This is a genomic window from Streptomyces sp. NBC_00078, from assembly GCF_026343335.1.
Taxonomy (GTDB): domain Bacteria; phylum Actinomycetota; class Actinomycetes; order Streptomycetales; family Streptomycetaceae; genus Streptomyces.
Genome location: NZ_JAPELX010000001.1, coordinates 127,021 through 144,771, shown reverse-complemented (window position 1 = coordinate 144,771; position 17,751 = coordinate 127,021). Strand labels below are relative to the sequence as shown.

The window sequence follows — 17,751 nt, the reverse complement described above, 5'->3', positions numbered from 1 at the left end:
GGCCTCAGTTGCGCACGATGCGCCAGCGGTTGTCGGCGGTGCCGTCGTCCGCGTCCTGGACTGCGAACGCGCCGACAGCGGTGGAGTTGTTCGCGATGGCGAGCAGCTTGCCGCTGTTCACGTTGCGGATCTTGTAGGTCCCGTCCCCCTGGTCGAGCAGCGTCCATCTGTGGTCGGCGGTGCCGGAGTCCGACCACTGCAGGACGGTCGCGCCGTCGGCCGTGGACATGTTCAAAACGCCGAGCACCTTGCCGCTGTTGGCGTTGCGGAAGCGGACCGCGCTTCCGTCGGTGACCATGTACCAGTCGTGGTCGGCGGTGCCGTTGTCCGACCACTGAAGAGCGAGGCCACCGTCGGCCGTGGACATGTTCTGGATGCCCAGCAGGAGACCGCTGCCCACGTTGGCGAGACGGACGGTGCCGCCGGAGTTCCAGTAGACGGTGTAGTTGTGGCCGTGCGCGTCGTGGAACGGGCCCAGGTTGACGGTGGAGCCGTTGGCGGTGGCGGTGAAGGCGAGCGAGCTGTTGCTGGTCCGTGTGATGGACGAGGTGTCCAATGCCGGGAGGGAACTGAGCGCGGTGTCACCGTAGCTGCCGGACAGGACCACCGGGCCGTAGGTGATCGCTGCGACGTTCGCGTCGTCGTTGGCCGCTCGCATCACGGTCCGCATGGGCAGACGGACGGTGACCGTGTCGCCGGAGGCCCAGGAGCGGTTCAGGGTGGCGTAGCTGCCGGGGGCGGTGGCGATGTTCTGCGCGACGCCGTTGACGCTGACGGAGGCCCCGGTGGTCCAGCCCGGGATGCGGATGCGCATCGCCCAGGTTCCGCTGACGTTGCCGGTGACCTGAAGGGTCGTGGTGTCGCTGACGGGATATGTCGTGGTCTGTATGACCTTGATCCCGCGCTCCGACCAGTTGAGCACCGAGGGCACGAACATGTTCACGATCAGGGTGTTGTCGGTGCGGAAGTAGAGGGAGTCCATCAGCCTGGTGTGCATCTCCAGGCCCGTGCCCTGGCAGCACCAGAAGGTGCCGTAGTCGGTGCTCCAGGTGCCGCCGCCCCACGCCGGGCCCACGCCGCGTCGGCCGCCCGGGTTGAGCGGGGTGAAGTAGGTGACGTGGCCGTGGTCGTCGGCCGGGTTCTGCTGGCCGATCATCTGGTTCAGCCACGCCTGCTCGTAGTAGTCGAACAGCGCGGCCCGGTTCGGGTCCAGCGCGAACAACTCACGGGTGAGGGTGAGCATGTTGATGGTGTTGCAGCTTTCGCAGGTGTCCTTGTCCAGGTAGCCGGCGAGGGCGTTCGGGGCGCGGAAGTGCTCTGCCTGGCTGTTGCCGCCGATGGCATAGGTGTGCGAGTTGACCGTGATGTTCCAGGCGTTGGTGGCGATGTCCCGGTAGCGGGTGGTGCCGGTGGCCTTGAACTCCCGGGCGGCCCCGATCCACTTGGGTACCTGCGTGTTGGCGTGCAGCCCGTTGAGCTGGTCCTGGTTGGACGCGAGCGGTTCGAACACGGCGGCGTGGTCGAACCGCTGGGCGACGGTGAGCCACCGCGCGTCGCCCGTCTGCTGGTAGAGGTCCGTCAGCACGGTGTTCATACCGCCGAACTCGGTTCCCAGCATGGCCTGCATCTGCTGGACGCTCAGTCGGCCGGTGCGCGAGTCGACCCATCCCGCCAGGGCGAGCAGCACGTCACGGGCTTGTGTGCTGCCGATGTGGCGCCATACGTCCAGCAGACCGGCGAGGGTCTTGTGGACGGTGTAGTACGGCACGTTGCCGTTGTTCAGGGTCCGCTGCTCAAGAGCGGTGAAGTCGGACTCGGGGTAGCCGGAGAGGTACCCGGCGCTGAAACCGGCGGCGCTGTTGTTGGCCTGGCACTTGGCCAGCTCCGCGACCATGTAGGTGGCCTTGTCCCGGCAGGTGGTGTCCCCGGTGACGGCGTACAACTGAGCCCACGCCGTGAGGAAGTGCCCTTGGACATGGGTGCGGAAGGGGAAGTCCGGCGCGTCCCAGCCGCCGGTCGCGGCCGCGCCGTTGGTGGACAGCCGATGGTTGGCGCGGAAGTTGTACAGCAGCCGGTCGGCATCGACGAACCGCAGGTAGTTCCGCGTACGGTTCTGGTTGTCCAGCCACCGGCTTGCGGTGAGCTGGACCTGGCCGAGTTGGAAAGGCTGTGCGGAGGTCCCGATGTCGGTCCTCGCGGGGGCGATGGCCGCTTGGGCGGGAGAACTGCCGAGGACGGACCCGGCTGCGGTGGCCCCGGCTACTTGCAGGAGGCGCCGTCTGCTGAGGGAGGAAGACAAGTTGAACCTTTCCGTGAACCGGAGAGTGATTGCTCCGTAGTTGCTGTGTTGGCTCACGTGTCAGGCGGTCGGGTGCAGCACGTCATGGGCTTGTGGTCTGACGATGTGGCGCCATGCGTCCAGCAGACCGACGACGGCACAGCGGAGCCGTTGGCGACGGTCACCGTCCTGGCCGCCATACCGACAAGGGGGCCCGGGGTCCATAGAGGGCTCGGGCCCACCGGCCCTCTCCACTGACACATGGGATGGATTAACGGATACGAGCGTTGCCTGTGTCTAGCCTTGTGACCCAAGTTCTTTGGGTACTTCCGGGTACGTGTCCGATCGGCGCCCTCGCAACCAAGCCAGACATTGGATGTGTTGAGCGTGAGAGTGAGGAGTGCGAGAACTCTCAGCGAACTACAGCCGTCGAACGACACCATCCGGTGCCGACCGAAAACTGACACCTGGCGTCGTCGGCCGGGGCGGCAGTCCGGCCAGCACCTCGAACGACGCCCGCACCGGCGCGCTGCCGACCCGCCGGCGCAGGTCACGCATCGCCTTCGCCGACGGACGGACCACCGGCATCCCATTCTGCTGGTGAGGCTGATTTCTCGGTGTGCGTCCTCGCGACGACGGGCGTGGGCTGAGGGTGGGGTGTGACGGATGCCGTGTCTGCTGCCGCTTCGCTGGACGCGGTCATCTTGAGGAGGGGGAGTGCGGCGATGAGTGTTCCGGCGACGAGAAGGATGCTCAGCACGCCGACGCCCATGGTGTCCATGATCGCGCCGACCGCCAAGGGTCCGATGCCTGCGCCGAGTGCTCCGCCGCCGCTGAGGGCGGCCACCCACCGTCCGGTGGAATCGATGACGGAGGCGGCGGCGAGTATCTGTACCAGGACGGCCAGCTGGCAGGTCTGCCAGATGACGGCGGTGGCGATGAACAGAGTGGGGCTGTGGGTGACGATGAGGAGCCCCGAGCTGAACGCCTCGGCGACGATGAACCCGGTCATCGAGCGCAGGCGGCCGAAACGCTTGACGGCGAGCGGTCCGGCCACGGCTCCGGCGAGTGCGACGACGCTGGAGACGGCCAGGACGGCAGAGAGCACGGAGGCAGACATACCGGTGTGGCTGCGCCCGAGGACGGAGGCGTAGGACCAGACGCCCTGCGTGACGGCCCACAGGAGGCCGGCGCCGACCAGCAGCACGACGGAGGGACGGGCCGGCTGGAAGGCCTTGTCGGGGACGGTCGCGGAAGGACTGCTCGCCGGGCCCGGGCCCGGGCCGTCGGGGAGGTGGCCCACCAGGAACCAGCCAGGCAGACAGCACACGGCCAGCAGGAAGAACCCGGTTCCCCCGCCTGCGGTCTCGTTGACGGCCGGGACAGCGAGGAGCAGCAGGGCACTCGCGAACAGCGCGCCGGTGACGGTGATCGAGGAGGTCTTGTCGGCGTCGTCGCCGACGCCGGCCAGGGCGGCGGTCGAGGCGGCGTAGACGGCTCCGAGTCCGGCGCCGAGCAGCAGGTTGGCCACCGTCAGCGTCAATATGTCGTATGCGATGGCGGCGCCGATGAATCCCGCGGCGGCCAGGGCCAGCCCGTTGCGGGCCATCCGGACGCGTCCGGGGCGGGCGGCGCGGTTGGCGAGCAGGAACGTGGTGATCGCGACCGCCATCAGCTGGCTGGCGGCGACGAGTCCGGCGCCGGTGCTGGACAGGTCGAAGCGGTCGGCGAAGTCGTCCACGAGGACGGGCATCACGTTACTGCCGCTGCTGCCGAGCGTGACTCCGGCGATCAGGGCGGCGGCGACGGTGAACGTCAGCGCGGGTCCGCTGTTCGTCTTCACTGCATGCCCTTTGCGCGGAGGGCCGCGTGGCGGGCGGACGAGGGAGCGCGACAGAAGGTGAGCATCGTCGGAAACCTCAGAACCGGTAGGCGCTCGGGAGCCGTGTTTCGTACTGGAGCGGCGAAGGGAGCCTGCGGGCACAGGGAACCGGCCGGGGCTCGGGAGCGGGCAGGTCCCAGTGCACCAGGGCCGGGTGCGCGGTGTGCGCGGAAGGCCTGGCCCGGCCCGAGGGTCCTGGGGTGATGGCTGCTTGGCACCGGCGCGTCATTGGTCTGCGGACCTGGTCGGTCAGGTATTGACCTTCCGCAGCAGACGGGTCGGGAGCCGGGCCAGCAGGTATGCGACGACGGTCCAGGGCACTCGGGGCACTGTCGCGTGGACGGCGCCGGACTCGATGCGGTCCATGATCTTGCGGGCGCCCGTGCGGGTATCGATGAGGAACGGTCGTTTGTCGCCCAGGGCTTCGTTGATCGGGGTGTCGATGTAGCCGGGGGCGACCGTGGTCACGGTGATGCCGCTGTTCCACAGCTCGCCGCGCAGCGACTGAAGGTATCTCGTGAGCCCTGCCTTGGAGGCGCAGTACGGCGCCTCGCCCGGCAGGCCCGCCCCGGCCAGGACGGAGCTGAAGCCCACCACCTGCCCGCCGCCCGTGCTGCGGAAGTGTGCGACGGCCGCGTCGATGGTCGCCATCGCACCCAGCAGATTGACGTCCACCACCGCGCGGTGCGCCTCGAAGCGGCCCTCCCCGATGTTGCCCCCTGCGTCGACCCCCGCGTTGGCGATGACCATTCCGAGTCCGCCGAACCGTCGGGCCGCGTCGTCGATCGTCCGCGCCACGGCCTCGTGCTCGGTCACGTCGAGGGCGGCCACGGTCACCGAACGCTGCGGGAACGCGGCGGTGAGCCGTGCCCGCAGTTCTTCGAGGAGCTCGATTCTGCGCGCCGTGAGGTACACGTCGTAGCCGCGGGCGCACAGCTCGGTTGCGAGCGCCTTGCCGATGCCCGAGCTGGCACCGGTCAGGAACGCGGTTCTCGCGGGCAGCGGGGGCCGGCCCGGGTCGACGAGGGGCAGTTTTCCGAGCAGGCGGCGCGCGGTGGGCAGTCGGGTGGCTGTCATGCGCTGTCCTTCGTGGAGTGCCGGAAGAGGGGGGGGCAACGACCCCGTCACCAGCATGACCACTCAGTCCAAGCCTGTCAACGGTGGTGACACCCGCGCTGACACCAGAGGTAACACCAGCGTTGACACCGGTGGATTGGCGAGCCAAAGTGAGGGCACCGAAGCTCAACAGGTCCATGCGATGAAGGAGTTCAGTAATGCGCACCGAAGCGGGTGGGTGGCTGCTGGGAGCCGCCGCGGCAGGCGCCGGGGCGGTCTGGCTGTGGCGCCACCAGGACAAGGTGATGACCGGTCGCCCCGTCAATGAGTGGACGTTCGCTCACATGAATCTCCTCCTGCCCACCGAAGACGTACGCCGCCGTGGGGACGTGTTCCCCCTGCCCCGGCGACCGCGCCCCCTGGACGTGACCTACGGCTTCGAGGGGCGGGAGCGGAGCCTCGCCGAACTGCACACCCGAACGAACACCACCTCCTTCGTTGTGCTGTACGGCGGCGAGATCGTCCACGAGTCGTATCCGGGGTACTTCGCCGGCGGCGACGTGCGGTTCCAGATGTTCTCGATTACCAAATCGGTGACGTCGATGCTGATCGGGATCGCCCTCGACGAGGGGGTGATCAAGGACGTGACCGACCCGGTGACGGTGTACTGCAGGGATCTGGTGGGCTCCGCCTTCGACGGGGTGACCATCGAGCATCTGCTCGACATGAGCAGCGGGGTGGGTGACCTGGAGACCTACACCGTTCGGGACAGTCTGATCAACCGGTTCGCCAAGGCCGCCACGGGGGGCGGCTCGCTGCACGACGTCGTGTCCTCGGCCGAGCGTTCGACCGAGGCCGGCACACAGTTCAACTACTCGACGGTCGACACCCAGGTCCTGGGATGGGTGCTGGAGTCCGCCACCGGCCGCTCACTCGCGCAGTACGCCACGGAGCGCCTCTGGAGCCGTATCGGCGCTGAGCGCGACGCGTACTACTGGCTCACTCGCAGGCGTCCGCGTACCGCGATCGGCGGTGGCTCGCTCAATGCCACCGCGCGCGACATGGCCCGGCTGGGGTTGCTGATGTCCCGTGGCGGAGAGCTGAACGGGCAGCGCATCGTGTCCGAGGAATGGGCGACGCGCAGCCGCGGTCGCGGGGTGCCGCATCTGGAGGTCGGCGCCCTGGGCCCCAGCGGCTATCCGTATTACGGGTACAGCAACCAGTGGTGGACACTCGGCGGCGAGCGACGTCCCTTCACCGCGGTGGGGATTCACGGCCAGTACCTGTATGTGGACCCGGAGGCCGACGTGGTGATCGTCAAGACCAGCGCGTGGCCGACGGCGGACGACCCCTCGCGTGACGCGGAGTCCATCGCGGCACTGCGGGCGGTTGCCGACCACCTGCAGGAGGACCATCGTTGACAACGCCGTCGATAAGATGACAGCCATGACACGCGCGAGCACCAACTCGGCAGGAGCCACTACCGCGGGGCGAAAGCGGCGTCCGGCATCCTTCCTCACCCCGGATCTGATCCTGGACACCGCAATGGCCGTGATCGAGACGGACGGTCCGGAGGCGCTCACCTTCCGTCGGCTGGGCACTGATCTGGGCGCCGACCACACAGCGGTCCTGCGGCACTTCCGCAGCAAGGACGACCTGCTGCTCGGCCTGGCCGCCCGGCTGGTCGGCGATGCCCTGCATGACTTCGCACCGTCGGAAAGCTGGCGCGAGACCCTCGCGTCGCTCGCCCGACGGATCCGTGCCGCATGCCTGCAGCACCCGGGTGTGGCCATCCTGGTCGCGGCCCGTACCTCCCGGCGCGATCCGGAGTTCCATGGCGCCGACGTGGTCATCGGCGCCCTGCTCGATGCCGGCCTCCAGGGACGCGAAGCGGCCGCGTACTACCGGGTCCTGGCCGATACGGCACTCGCCGCCGGCGCCTTCGAGGCATCCTTCAACGTGCTGGACAAGGGCGCTCAGGAAGGCGACCGGCTGGCCTGGCGCCGCGAGTACCTGACGGCCTCGCCACAGCGGTATCCGAACCTGGCTCAGGTCGCCCCCTTTCTCGCGGAAATCGACGAAGAGGACCAGTTCGAGACCGCGATCAGCCTCTTCCTCGACGCCGTGGAGCTCCGCGCGCAGTGCGCCCGCGGAGAACGAAGCGAACACACGGAGAACTGACGCCTCGTCGGACGACAGGGCGATCGGCGAGACCGCGCGGCCGCCGGAGGAGTCCCCGTCGGCCTGGCGAGACGTGGCGGCCTCGACCTCGACTTCGCTCGAACTCGCCCTCAAACACACCCCGGCGCAGGATCTCGCGCAGGAGCTTCAGGTACGGCCGACCGTTCACTGGACATGTCGTCGAAGTCACCGGAGAGGGTCTCGGACTCGGCCGCGCGCATGCCCGGGCCTTCGCCGCCGAGGGAGCGAAGGTCGTGATCAACGACCTGGGCGTCGGCCTGGAGGCAATGCGGCAAGGGACGGTACCCGCGTTTCGCCGGCACCGTCCCTCAGCCCTTCGCTTCCCTCGGTCCGCCCCAGCAGCACACCGAGGCGGCTGAGCGGGATGTGCGGTCCGTGGCGCGGAGGGAATCAGTCCACGTTCACCGCCTGCCACAGCTGGCTGTCGGCGTTCGTGTCCGTCGTCTGCACGAGCTGAGCGCCTGCTGTCGTCGATGAGCCGGACACCGCGAGCAGCTTGCCGCTCTTCACGTTCTTGATCTTGTAGTAGCCGTTTCCGGCGGCGGTCAGTGTCCAGTGCTGGTTCGCGCCGTTGTCGTCGGTCCACTGGACGACGGTCGCGTTGTCCGCGGTGGACGCGTTGGCGACGTCCAGCAGTTGACCGCTGTTCTGGTTGACGATCTCGTAGCTGCCGTCGCCCACCGCGGCCCACCGCCAGTGCTGGTTCTGCGACCCGGTGTCGTTCCACTGGATGATGTTCGCCCCGGCGGAGGTCGAACCGCCCGAGACGTCGATCGCTTTGCCGCTGTTCTTGTTGAGGACCTTGTACAACGCGTTCGTGACGGGGAAGGGGATGGAGGCGAACGCGTCCAGCGCACAGACGGTGCCGGAAGAGGCGGCGTTCTTCGTTCCGGTGCACACGACCTTGATCGTGTGGGGACCCGCGGCGAGATCCGTCTTCTCGAACAGCGGCACCTGCTTCGTCACCGTCGAGGCATACGCGTCGATGCCCGACTGCGCGAGGGTGCCGTCGATGTAGATGTCGGCCTTCCCCATGTTCGGCTGCTTCATGCCGAGATACCGAACGCCCGAGCCGGTGAACGAGTACTGGACGTTGTCGCCCGCCCTGCCCGTGAATTTCTCGGACCCCTTGAAGTCCTGCGAGTCGTTCCAGTTGGACCAGCCGGAGGAGTAGGTGAGGCCGGAGTCCTTGTCGTCGACGTAGGCCCAACGCTGGCGTACGAGCGACTTGGACGCGGCGGACGCGGTCCCCTGTGCGTCCACGACGTAGAGACGGTAGTCGCCGACCGTCGGCGGGACGCTGATGGTCGTAGCCGTTCCGGCCGCCTTCGTCATGGTGGGGCCGACGGCGAACGTCGTCGTACCGGAGGGAGCCAGCCAGAGAGTCCTGGTCGCGTCACCGATGGAGCGGACGGGGATGGATGACACGCCCTTGCCGGTGAAGGTGCTTGCGGGCAGGGCGTAGTCCTGCAGGCCCAGGTTGCTCTGGGGGACGATGTCCTTGTAGGCGTCCTCAAGACCGGAGTGCACCGCGATGTCGTACGCCTGCGACGGCCACACGCGGTCCGCGTACGCGTGCACGTCCTCGATGGTGCTGTTCGGGACGCTCTTGTCGAAGATCTTGTTGACGGTGCCGTAGGTGTTGGTCATGCTCAGGTCGTGCTGCCGGCCCCAGGTGCCTGAGTTGATGGTGTAGGCCACGTTCGGGTCGACGTCGAGCACGTTGTCGTGGAAGTTGAGGTAGGCGGAGCCCTCATCGGGGTGGAGTCCGTACTTGTGACCGGCCGGAACGCCCTGGATGTAGTTGTTGCTGATCACGGTTCCCGGCTGGCTGCCCAGGTCGTAGATGGGAGCGGAGTCGCCCAGCACCTGCATCGTGTCGACGATCTGGTTGTAGCTGACGGTGTTGTTCTTCGCTGTGGTGGTCGGTGTCCCGGGATTGACGGAGTTCGCCGAACCGTCGAAGTTCCACCATCCCCAGCCGAGGGTGATGCCCGCCCACGGGGATTTCTCGATCCGGTTGTGCTGCACGGACAGGGAATCGGTGAAGTACGCCGACACGGGGCTGGACCCCTGGAACAACACCGCGCTGTCGTAGAGGTAGTTGTCCGTGACCGAGATGTTCTTGCAGACTCCTTCGACGTTCACCGGGTACTTCTCGTTGTTGGTCGAGGTGTAGTCCCCGATGTACACGTGCTGGGGGTGTCCCACGGTGATGGCGGAGCCGGCTATGTCGTTCGTGACGTTGCCGGTCAACTGCGAGTCGGTCACGTCGTTGACCATGCTGATTCCGTCGGCGCCGGTGTGCTGCACCGTGTTGCGCTTCAGTACGATCCCGTCGGCGTTCTCGATCTGGATGGTCCCCGGCGGCAGGTCGACGTTGCGGTAGGTGTACGCGTGGAAGTTCTTCTTCGCGTAGACGGTCGAGCTGGAGTTGCCCTGCTGGCCCTGACGGAAGACGGAGCCCGCGACATTGACCAGGTTCCAGTCGGAGTGTTCGACGGTCAGCCCGGAGAACGTGATGTTCCGCGCGTGGGCTGTCGTGGAGGTGCCGGCGATCTTGATGAGGGTGGACACGTTGTTCGGCGCGAAGACCTGCACAGACGTCATGTCCTCGGAGCCGGACTTGTAGTAGTACAGAGTGTGCTTCGTCTTGTCGAAGTAGAACTCGCCCGGCTGGTCCAGGAATTCGTACGCATTCATGAACGTGTGGGTGCCGCCGGCGTTGAAGTTGCCGTTCGGCGGTCCCTGGGCAATGGCCGCACCCGGCTGCTGGAACAGGGCCACGCGATTGGCGCCGTCCGAGCTTGTGGTGATCTGGCGGACTCCGACGATGGCCGTGGTCCAGGTCGTCGCCGACTTGATTTCGACGTCGTCCTGGTTGGAGGCGACGGCGGGCAGATCGGAGAGGCTGTACTTGGCTCCGTCGCACTGCGAACCTGACTCCCAGGCCCAGGGAGCCTGGCCGGCCGTGACGGTGTAGGTCCCGTAGCATCCGGCCGAGTTGATCGTCTTCGAGGCCATCTGGGCGCGCTTGTCGTTGACGTAGAGCGCGCGGAGCTTGTTGTCGCGGTTCAGCGGGGCCTGCCAGATGTTCCCGCTGTGCTGTGTCCAGCCGGTCACCTGAACGCCTCCGTTCAGGACGGGCTTCTCGTCCTGGTAGGCGGCGTACACGACATGGTGGCCGTTCGTTCCGGAGTCGGCCGACGTGAAGTTGATGGTGCTGCTCACCGGATAGTTGCCGCCGCGGAGATAGACGTTGATGTCTCCGGTCATGTTGCTGTTGACCGTGCGCACGACGTCCCGTGCGTGCTGCAGGGTCTTGAACGGTGCCGTGATCGTCCCGGCGTTGGCGTCGTTGCCGTCGGGGGCGACGTAGTAGCTCGCCTGGGTCGCGGCCGAGGCCGGGGTCGGCGTCGTGAGGGATGTCAGAAGCACCACGGAGAGAGCCAGCGCAAGCGCTGCGGACAACTTGCCGATAGTGGAGGTGACGGGCTTCAACGTCTGCCCCTCCTGCTGACTCGGACGGTCGGGAACGCGTTCATACGGCGGCTCCGGGGGTGTTGTCAGTGCGGATGACGCGGATCTTCGTCGCCCCCGGCCCTTGACGCCCCGCGGGCTCAGGAGCGTCGGTGAGCGGCACATCCTCGCGGATGGGGGCGACTTCTCGGTGAGAGAAGCACTGCGGGCTTCCCTCTTGCCGGACGAGGCGCGGCCTGTGTAATCGGTCGGACGGCCGACGGCAGGCGGTCGTGGCACCGGCGGGGAGCGCGTGGATCGTGTCCGCCACGAGGTCGCGGAACAGTTCCTCCACGGCGGCTGTCCCGTGGTGGTCGCCCTGGTCGATCAACGGCACCGGGAACTCCCCCCGTGAGTGCCGTCATGTGCCGCGAACCGTCCATCGGGCGCTGGGCGTTCGGCCGTGCCCTGGGTACTGCCGGTGGTAAGGACGTCGGGCCTGATCAGCCCGTGGCACCGGAGGTCGTCCCAGAGCGCCCCGGGTACGGCGCTTCGCTGGAGTTCCACGTTCTGTGTCACTTGTGCGCGGTCGCGCATGCCGAGGGTGACGTTGATGACACTGGGGTGGGTGGTCGGGAAGGCGATGGCGGCGGCGGGCAGGGTGGTGCCGTGCGCTTCGCATACGTGGGCGATCGCCAGGGCTCGTGCGACGAGTTCCGGTGGGGCGTCCTGGTAGTCGTACTTCATGCCTTCGGCGGGCTGGTCGAGGGAGAGGAGTCCGGAGTTGAACACGCCGGCTGCGACGACGCTCTTGCCGAGTTCCGCCGCGGCGGGCAGGACGTCGTCCAGTGCGGACTGGTCCAGGAGGGTGTAGCGGCCGGCGAGCATGACCACGTCGGCGGCGGTCTCGCGCAGGAAGCGGGCGAGCATGGCCGACTGGTTCATGCCGGCGCCGATGGCGCCGATCATGCCCTGGTCGCGCAGCTCCGCGAGCGCGGGCATGGCCTCGTCGGCGGCCTGCCGCCAGTGGTCGTCCGGGTCGTGCAGGTAGACGATGTCGAGTCGGTCCAGGCCGGTGCGCTGCAGGGTGTCCTCGATGGAGCGGAGCACGCCGTCGCGGCTGAAGTCCCACTGGCGGCGCAGGTCGTCGCGTACGACGAAGCCCTCGCTGTCGATGCCGCGGGGCGCCTCGTTGGGCACCAGCAGCCTGCCCACCTTGGAGGACACGACGTACTCGTCGCGCGGGCGGTCTCGTAGTGCGGCGCCCAGGCGGCGTTCGGAGAGGCCGAGACCGTAGTGCGGTGCGGTGTCGAAATACCGCAGGCCGGCCTCCCAGGCCGCGTCGACGGCGGCTGCCGCGTCGGCGGCCGGGGTGAGGCGGTAGAGGTTGCCGATCACGGACCCGCCGAAGCCGAGCGCGGTGAGTGAGACGGACGTGTGCTGGATACTCCGCTGGTGCAAGACGTGCTCCTGGGATACGGGTGGGACGCCGGTCCGGGGCGCCGCTCAGCGTCTGACGTGAGGTGATCCGCCCGCTATGAGTGCCTCGACCTCGGTGAGCGTGGCCATGGAGACATCGCCGGGGGTGGTCATGGTGAACGCACCGGCATGAGGTGGGTGCCGGTCAGTACGGTGGCCAGGTCGTTGTCGGTCATCGGCCGAGCCAGCCGCCGTCGACGGGCAGGGTTACGCCGTGGAGGTAGGTGGCGGCGTCCGAGGCGAGGAATACGGTGGCGCCGGCGAGGTCGTCCGCGGTGCCCCATCGTCCGGCGGGGATCCGGTCGAGGATGGCCTTGCTGCGCGCGGGGTCGTCCTGGAGGGCTTGGGTGTTGTCGGTGGCGATGTAGCCGGGGGCGATGGCGTTGACGTTGACGCCGTGTGGGGCCCATTCGTTGGCCAGGGCTTTGGTGAGTCCGGCGATGCCGTGTTTCGCGGCGGTGTAGCCGGGGACGGTGACGCCGCCCTGGAGGCTGAGCAGCGATGCGGTGAAGATGATCTTCCCGTGGCCGCGGGTCACCATCGCTGCGCCGACCGCCCGGGTGAGCGTGAACTGGGCGCTGAGGTTGACCTGGAGTACCAGGTCCCAGTCGGCGTCGGTGTGTTGGGTGGCCGGGGCGCGGCGGATGGTGCCTGCGTTGTTGACCAGGATGTCCACGGGGCGGTTTCGCCGGGCGAGGTTCGCGCCGAGAGCGTGAACGGCTTCGGGGTCGGCGAAGTCGGTGCGGATGGCTTCGAAGGAACGTCCCGTGGCGAGGATGTCCTTTTCCACGTCGCTGCCGGACTCCTCCAGCTGGGCGCTGACGCCGATGATGTCCGCGCCGGCTGCGGCCAGGGCGCGGGCCATGGCGCGGCCGATGCCGCGCCGGGCGCCGGTGACGACGGCGAGTTTGCCGGTGAGGTCGAAGGCGTTCACTGGGCGGCTCCTTGGCTGTCGTCGGTGCAGTCCACGAGGATCTTCATTACGTCGCCGCCGCCTTCCAGGGCCTCGAACGCGGCGGGTGCCTGGGTGAGCGGTACGACCTTGCTGATCAGCCGCTGGGCCGGGATGATGCCGTCGGCGACCAGGGTCACCGCGTGCTCGAAGTCGGAGCGGTCGTACAACCGGGCACCCACCAGGGTGAGTTCACGCCAGAAGAAGCGGTGCAGGTTCACCTCGCGGGGGCGGGCGTGGATGGCGACCAGGCACAGCCGGCCGCGCACGCCGAGGACGTCCACGGCCGTGTCCACGCCGCCTTGCGCGCCGGAGACCTCGAAGGCGACGTCCGCGCCCGCACCGGAGGTCCACTCACCGACCAGCGCCGGCACATCCGCGTGGGCCGGATCCCATGCCGTCAGTCCCAGCTCCTCGGCCAGCCGCCGCCGGTGAGGGCTCAGCTCGACCACCCGGACGTCGGCCCCGGCGGCCCGGGCGACCAGGGAGATGAGGATGCCGACGGGGCCGCCGCCGACGACGACGGCCTTCTCGCCCTCGGTGACCTGGGCCCGGCCCACATCGTGCACGGCAACCGCGGTCGGCTCGACGAGCGCGGCCCGGTCCAGGGCAAGCGACTCCGGCAGCCGGATCAGGGTGGCGGCGGGTACGGTCCAGCGCTGCTGCATCGCGCCGGGGGAGTCGATGCCGATGAAGTCCAGGTGCTGGCAGATGTGCTGGTGGCCGGCCCGGCAGGCCGGGCAGGAGTCGTCCCAGCGCAGCGGCATCACCGTGACCGCGTCCCCGGGCGACCACTCTTCTACTCCCGCCCCCACCCGCACGATCCGGCCGGACATCTCGTGCCCGAGGACCGCGGGCGCGGCAACCCGGGCATCCATGTCGCCGTGGAAGATGTGCAGATCGGTGCCGCAGATACCGACGTAGGCGGGGGCGATCTCCACCTCGCCGGGGCCGGGGGACGGGTTCTCGGCGGGCGCGGTGTCCAGGGTGCGGGCGGAGAGGTAGCGGACTGCGAGTGTCATCGTGTTCTCCAGAGTTTCTTCAGCACAAGCGCCGACTGTCAGCCGCAGGCGGGAAGACGGTAGAAGGCGGTTGCGGTGCCCGCGAGGATCGCCGAGGTCTCGGTGTCGGAAGATCCGTCGAGCAGTTCGTCCACCGTGGCGGCCCAGCGGTTCCAGCCGCCCGCGAGGTTCGCCACCGGCCAGTCGGAGCCGAACATCAGGCGGTCGGGGCCGAAGGCGGAGAACAGGACGTCCCACACTGGGCGGATGTCGTCGACGGTCCACTTGCCGTGGTCAGCCTCGGTGATCAGCCCCGAGACCTTGCAGACCACCTGCTGGTGTGTGGCCAGCCGGCGCAACTGGCGTTCCCATTCGGCCAGTTCACCGGAGGCGATCGACGGCTTGCCGGCGTGGTTGAGTACCTGGGGCAGGTCGGGGAAGCGTTCGGCCAGCCGGATCGCCTGGTCGAGCTGGTGGCTGCGGACCAGTACGTCGTAGGAGAGCCCGCGGTCCCCGGTTACCGCCAACCCGCGTTCGACATCGGGGCGTTGCAGCCAGTTCGGGTCCGTCTCGCCCTGGACGAGATGACGCAGGGACCGCAGGTAGGTACCTCCCGGCCCGGCGAGCAGTCGGTCCAGCACCTCACCGATCGCCGGAGACGTCAGGTCTGCCCACCCGACCACGGCTCCGATCAGCGGCTCCCGCTCCGCGAGGGCGAGCAGGTCCTGCGTCTCGGGCACGTCCGGCATGCACTGGACGGCCACCGTGCTGTGCAGACGGCGGCCTCCGATGGGCTGGGTGGCGGTGGTGCGCAGGTCGGCGAGGGTGAAGGTGCGGTTGATCGATGTCAGGTCGGGGTCGTCGAGCCAGGGCTGCGGACGCTGGTGGAGGTCCCACAGGTGGTGGTGGGCGTCGATGAGTGGGGCGGTGGTGGGGGTCACTGGTGGTCCAAGTCGGGTCGGTCCACGTCGGGCGGGGCCACGTGAGTCTGGGACGAGGTGTGTCAGGCGCCGGCGGTGTCACCTGGCGGATTCAGGTGCCAGATCTCGGTGAGTTCCGACCATTGGCGGGAGTCGCCCCGGTCGGGCCAGGGTTCCTGGCAGGGGTCGGTGAGTTTCCACCATTGCTGGGTTTCGGGGTCGGCTTCGAGAACGGCCATATCGGTGTCGAAGTCGTCGCCGTGGTATTCGAAGTAGGCGAACAGTGCATCGCCTTGGAGGAAGATGCTGTAGTTGCGGATGTTCGCCCGGTGCAGGGCGGCTTCGACGCCGGGCCAGACGGCCGAGTGGAGCCTGAGGTACTCCTCGCGGTGCTCGGGGCGGAGCCTGATGGTCTGGGCGACGCGCTTCATGCGGTTTCTCCCTGCGTTGCCTGTGTGCCCGGCTCAGCCGGGGAGGGCGGGTTGGCTGCTGGGTCGAATGGTGTGCGGTAGCTGGGCGTGTTGGCGCGCAGTTGGAGGCGCAGGACGAGCTGGATGCGGGTGGACGCGGGTAGCCGGACCGTCAGGAAGGCACTGTCGCAGACCCGCTCCGACTCCGTGACGACGGGCTCGGTGTGGCCGTAGTCGTACATGTCACCGATCCAGGTGTCGTCCTGGCAGGTGGTGTGCCGGACGGCGGTGATGGTGTGCTCGGCGAAGGCGCCCGCCTGCACGATCACCGTGCGGTCGGTGCCGGGGGAGAGGTTGACGAGTTCGACGGTGGTCGCTTCGGGGTCGATGGAGGTGACCAGTGCGGCGACGTCCGGGGGCAGGCCGGCGCGGCGGGCCTCGGCGTCGTGGTAGCGCAGCCTCGCCTGCTGCAGACCACCCTGATACAGCACCTGCGGGCCGCCCCATGTCAGCTGCACCAGGGCCTCGGTGACCACCGGGTTGCACAGCTGCCACACATGGATGTCGGCCTCGGGCACGTCCAGGTCGCGGTAGCGGTCGATGCGCCGCAGCCGGTGGCGGACCTGGGCCTGGGCGGTCGCGAGGATCCGCTCCGGATAGCCGGGGTCGTCGCCGGCGAGGAAGGCGAACCACGCCTTCTCGTGTCCGGACTCTTCCTTGGCCCTGAACGGCCGGACGGTGCGCCAGTCGATGCCGTCGGCTTCGCGCAGCCGCTCGAGCCGGGCGCGGTCGGCGTCGGAGGCGGTGTGGTGCCACAGGGCCACCGGGACGGGCGGGGTGGCCGGGTTGTAGTCGAACCAGCCCGAGTCGTTGTGGCGGAAGGGAAGGTGCGGAGTGGGTGTGTGGACGTCATCGGGGCCGAGTTCGGCCGCCCACTTGGAGGGGAGGCTGGAGTCCGCTTCGGTGTGGGGCATGACCTTGGCGTGGCCGATGAGGGTGTCGAGGGAGGTCGCGACCATGGAGAGGTAGTCGTCGTCGCCGGTGACCGTGGCGGCCGCGAGCGCCGCCACGCAGGCCGCGTGGCCCACGCTGTGCCAGCCGTGCGGCCAGGACCAGCCGTAGTGGCCGCCGTACCAGCGGCCCTCCAGCAGGCTGCCGACGACGCCGTCGGGGCCGGCGTTGTCGGGGAGGAGACCGCCGTTCGCCTCGGTGCGCTCCCGCCACGCGCCGACGTACTCGATGATCCAGTCGCGGTAGCGCTCCTCGCCGGACAGGATCCAGGCGTTGAGGACCAGGCCGGCCGCGGCGAGGCTGACCGCGGTGTCACCGACGCCCATCCGGTCGCGCATCTGCGCGCCCAGGCGCGGGTCCGCCGACAGGGGGTAGGGGCCGCCGTCGGCCTCGGGTATCCAGTCGAGGGGGAAGCCGTAGGTTTCTGCTTCCTTGAGCAGCCAGGGGTAGACGTCGCCGTCGAACAGGCCCGTGCGGTCGGGGTCGCTGCCGTTGTGCGGGCGGGTGATGATGCGGTGTTCGGGGTCGTAGTTGCCCTTGGCGGGGTCGACGTACAGTTCGGCGAAGCGCAGGGCGCGCTCACGCCAGCGGTCGGGGGCGGCCATGCTGAGGAAGTAGAGCAGGAGCAGGCTTTCGCCCTGGTGGAACCAGTCGTATCCGCGCTCGAACTCGTCGTGCAGCATGTCCAGTTCGGTGAGCTGCCGGGTCACGCCCTCCCAGTGCTTCTCACTGGCGGGCAGCAGGTCGTCGGCGCCGCCGAGGAGGTAGAGCTGGGGCCAGTTGAAGAACACCTCGTAGAAGTCGTCCGCGCCGTCGCGGGTGGTGAGCGGGCCGGTGTAGTTCAGTCGTCCGTCGGGGCCGGTGAAGTCGCGGGCGAAACGCCGCCAGGCGTGGTCGAGGAGGTCGAACAGGGCCCGCTGGGCCACGGCCCAGCCCGGTGGTTCGAGCAGCGGCACCCGCGCCTCGACCTCGGGCGGCGGGACCGGCTGCCCGGAGGCCGGCGCGTTCTCACCCGACGTGGGGCCGGCAGAGCTGAAGGGCATGGGATGGATCTCCGTTCGGAATGGCGGGGTACGCGCCGGGGACGACGCCGGCTCGGAC

12 protein-coding genes and 1 pseudogene are annotated in these 17,751 nt (G+C 68.6%); 2 read left to right on the top strand and 11 right to left on the bottom strand.

Annotated elements, in window-relative coordinates:
• Positions 1–4 precede the first annotated feature (4 nt).
• From OOK07_RS00655 to OOK07_RS00645, 3 genes are all read right to left on the bottom strand, one after another.
• Entirely contained in the window at positions 5–2,299 is a 2,295-nt protein-coding gene (locus OOK07_RS00655; protein ID WP_266794634.1) for a beta-L-arabinofuranosidase domain-containing protein, read from the bottom strand.
• Positions 2,300–2,828: 529 nt separating this feature from the next.
• Positions 2,829–4,121 (bottom strand): MFS transporter, encoded by a 1,293-nt coding sequence (locus tag OOK07_RS00650; RefSeq protein ID WP_266794633.1) that lies wholly within the window; start codon positions 4,119–4,121, stop codon positions 2,829–2,831.
• A 288-nt stretch (positions 4,122–4,409) separates the two neighbouring features.
• Positions 4,410–5,237 (bottom strand): SDR family NAD(P)-dependent oxidoreductase, encoded by an 828-nt coding sequence (locus OOK07_RS00645; protein ID WP_266794632.1) that lies wholly within the window; start codon positions 5,235–5,237, stop codon positions 4,410–4,412.
• Positions 5,238–5,434: 197 nt separating this feature from the next.
• On the opposite strand from OOK07_RS00645, the gene OOK07_RS00640 reads away from it, so the two are divergent.
• On the top strand, positions 5,435–6,637 hold the full coding sequence (locus OOK07_RS00640) for a serine hydrolase domain-containing protein (protein WP_266794631.1): 1,203 nt from the start codon (positions 5,435–5,437) through the stop codon (positions 6,635–6,637).
• Positions 6,638–6,662: 25 nt separating this feature from the next.
• Positions 6,663–7,397, top strand: coding sequence for a TetR/AcrR family transcriptional regulator (locus OOK07_RS00635; RefSeq protein WP_266794630.1), 735 nt, complete (start codon positions 6,663–6,665; stop codon positions 7,395–7,397).
• A gap of 411 nt (positions 7,398–7,808) precedes the next feature.
• Here the strand turns inward: OOK07_RS00635 and OOK07_RS00630 are convergent, their stop codons facing one another.
• The 8 genes and pseudogenes from OOK07_RS00630 to OOK07_RS00600 form a co-directional block, all read right to left on the bottom strand.
• Positions 7,809–10,889, bottom strand: coding sequence for an RICIN domain-containing protein (locus tag OOK07_RS00630; protein WP_266794629.1), 3,081 nt, complete (start codon positions 10,887–10,889; stop codon positions 7,809–7,811).
• A gap of 375 nt (positions 10,890–11,264) precedes the next feature.
• A complete protein-coding gene (locus tag OOK07_RS00625) occupies positions 11,265–12,338 on the bottom strand; it encodes an aldo/keto reductase (RefSeq protein ID WP_266794628.1) in 1,074 nt (357 codons plus the stop codon).
• Between the two features lie 45 nt (positions 12,339–12,383).
• Positions 12,384–12,482: pseudogene (locus OOK07_RS43555) on the bottom strand (PfkB family carbohydrate kinase); the annotation flags it as partial.
• Between the two features lie 46 nt (positions 12,483–12,528).
• A complete protein-coding gene (locus tag OOK07_RS00620) occupies positions 12,529–13,290 on the bottom strand; it encodes an SDR family oxidoreductase (protein ID WP_266675773.1) in 762 nt (253 codons plus the stop codon).
• Entirely contained in the window at positions 13,287–14,330 is a 1,044-nt protein-coding gene (locus tag OOK07_RS00615) for a zinc-dependent alcohol dehydrogenase (RefSeq protein WP_266794627.1), read from the bottom strand. The genes OOK07_RS00620 and OOK07_RS00615 overlap by 4 nt, the downstream gene beginning before the upstream one ends.
• 38 nt (positions 14,331–14,368) lie before the next feature.
• Positions 14,369–15,250, bottom strand: a complete 882-nt coding sequence (locus OOK07_RS00610) for an amidohydrolase family protein (RefSeq protein ID WP_266675820.1) — start codon at positions 15,248–15,250, stop codon at positions 14,369–14,371.
• A 62-nt stretch (positions 15,251–15,312) separates the two neighbouring features.
• A complete protein-coding gene (locus OOK07_RS00605; protein WP_266675818.1) occupies positions 15,313–15,660 on the bottom strand; it encodes an L-rhamnose mutarotase in 348 nt (115 codons plus the stop codon).
• Positions 15,657–17,693, bottom strand: coding sequence for a DUF8034 domain-containing protein (locus tag OOK07_RS00600; protein ID WP_266794626.1), 2,037 nt, complete (start codon positions 17,691–17,693; stop codon positions 15,657–15,659). Before OOK07_RS00600 ends, OOK07_RS00605 begins: the two co-directional genes overlap by 4 nt.
• Between the last annotated feature and the right edge of the window lie 58 nt (positions 17,694–17,751).

Excerpts from the sequence above, each read along its gene's own strand:
- OOK07_RS00645 (WP_266794632.1), bottom strand. The coding sequence starts at position 5,237 with ATGACAGCCACCCGACTGCCCACCGCGCGCCGCCTGCTCGGAAAACTG.
- OOK07_RS00640 (WP_266794631.1), top strand. The coding sequence starts at position 5,435 with ATGCGCACCGAAGCGGGTGGGTGGCTGCTGGGAGCCGCCGCGGCAGGC.
- OOK07_RS00635 (WP_266794630.1), top strand. The coding sequence starts at position 6,663 with ATGACACGCGCGAGCACCAACTCGGCAGGAGCCACTACCGCGGGGCGA.
- OOK07_RS00615 (WP_266794627.1), bottom strand. The coding sequence starts at position 14,330 with ATGACACTCGCAGTCCGCTACCTCTCCGCCCGCACCCTGGACACCGCG.
- OOK07_RS00605 (WP_266675818.1), bottom strand. The coding sequence starts at position 15,660 with ATGAAGCGCGTCGCCCAGACCATCAGGCTCCGCCCCGAGCACCGCGAG.
- OOK07_RS00600 (WP_266794626.1), bottom strand. The coding sequence starts at position 17,693 with ATGCCCTTCAGCTCTGCCGGCCCCACGTCGGGTGAGAACGCGCCGGCC.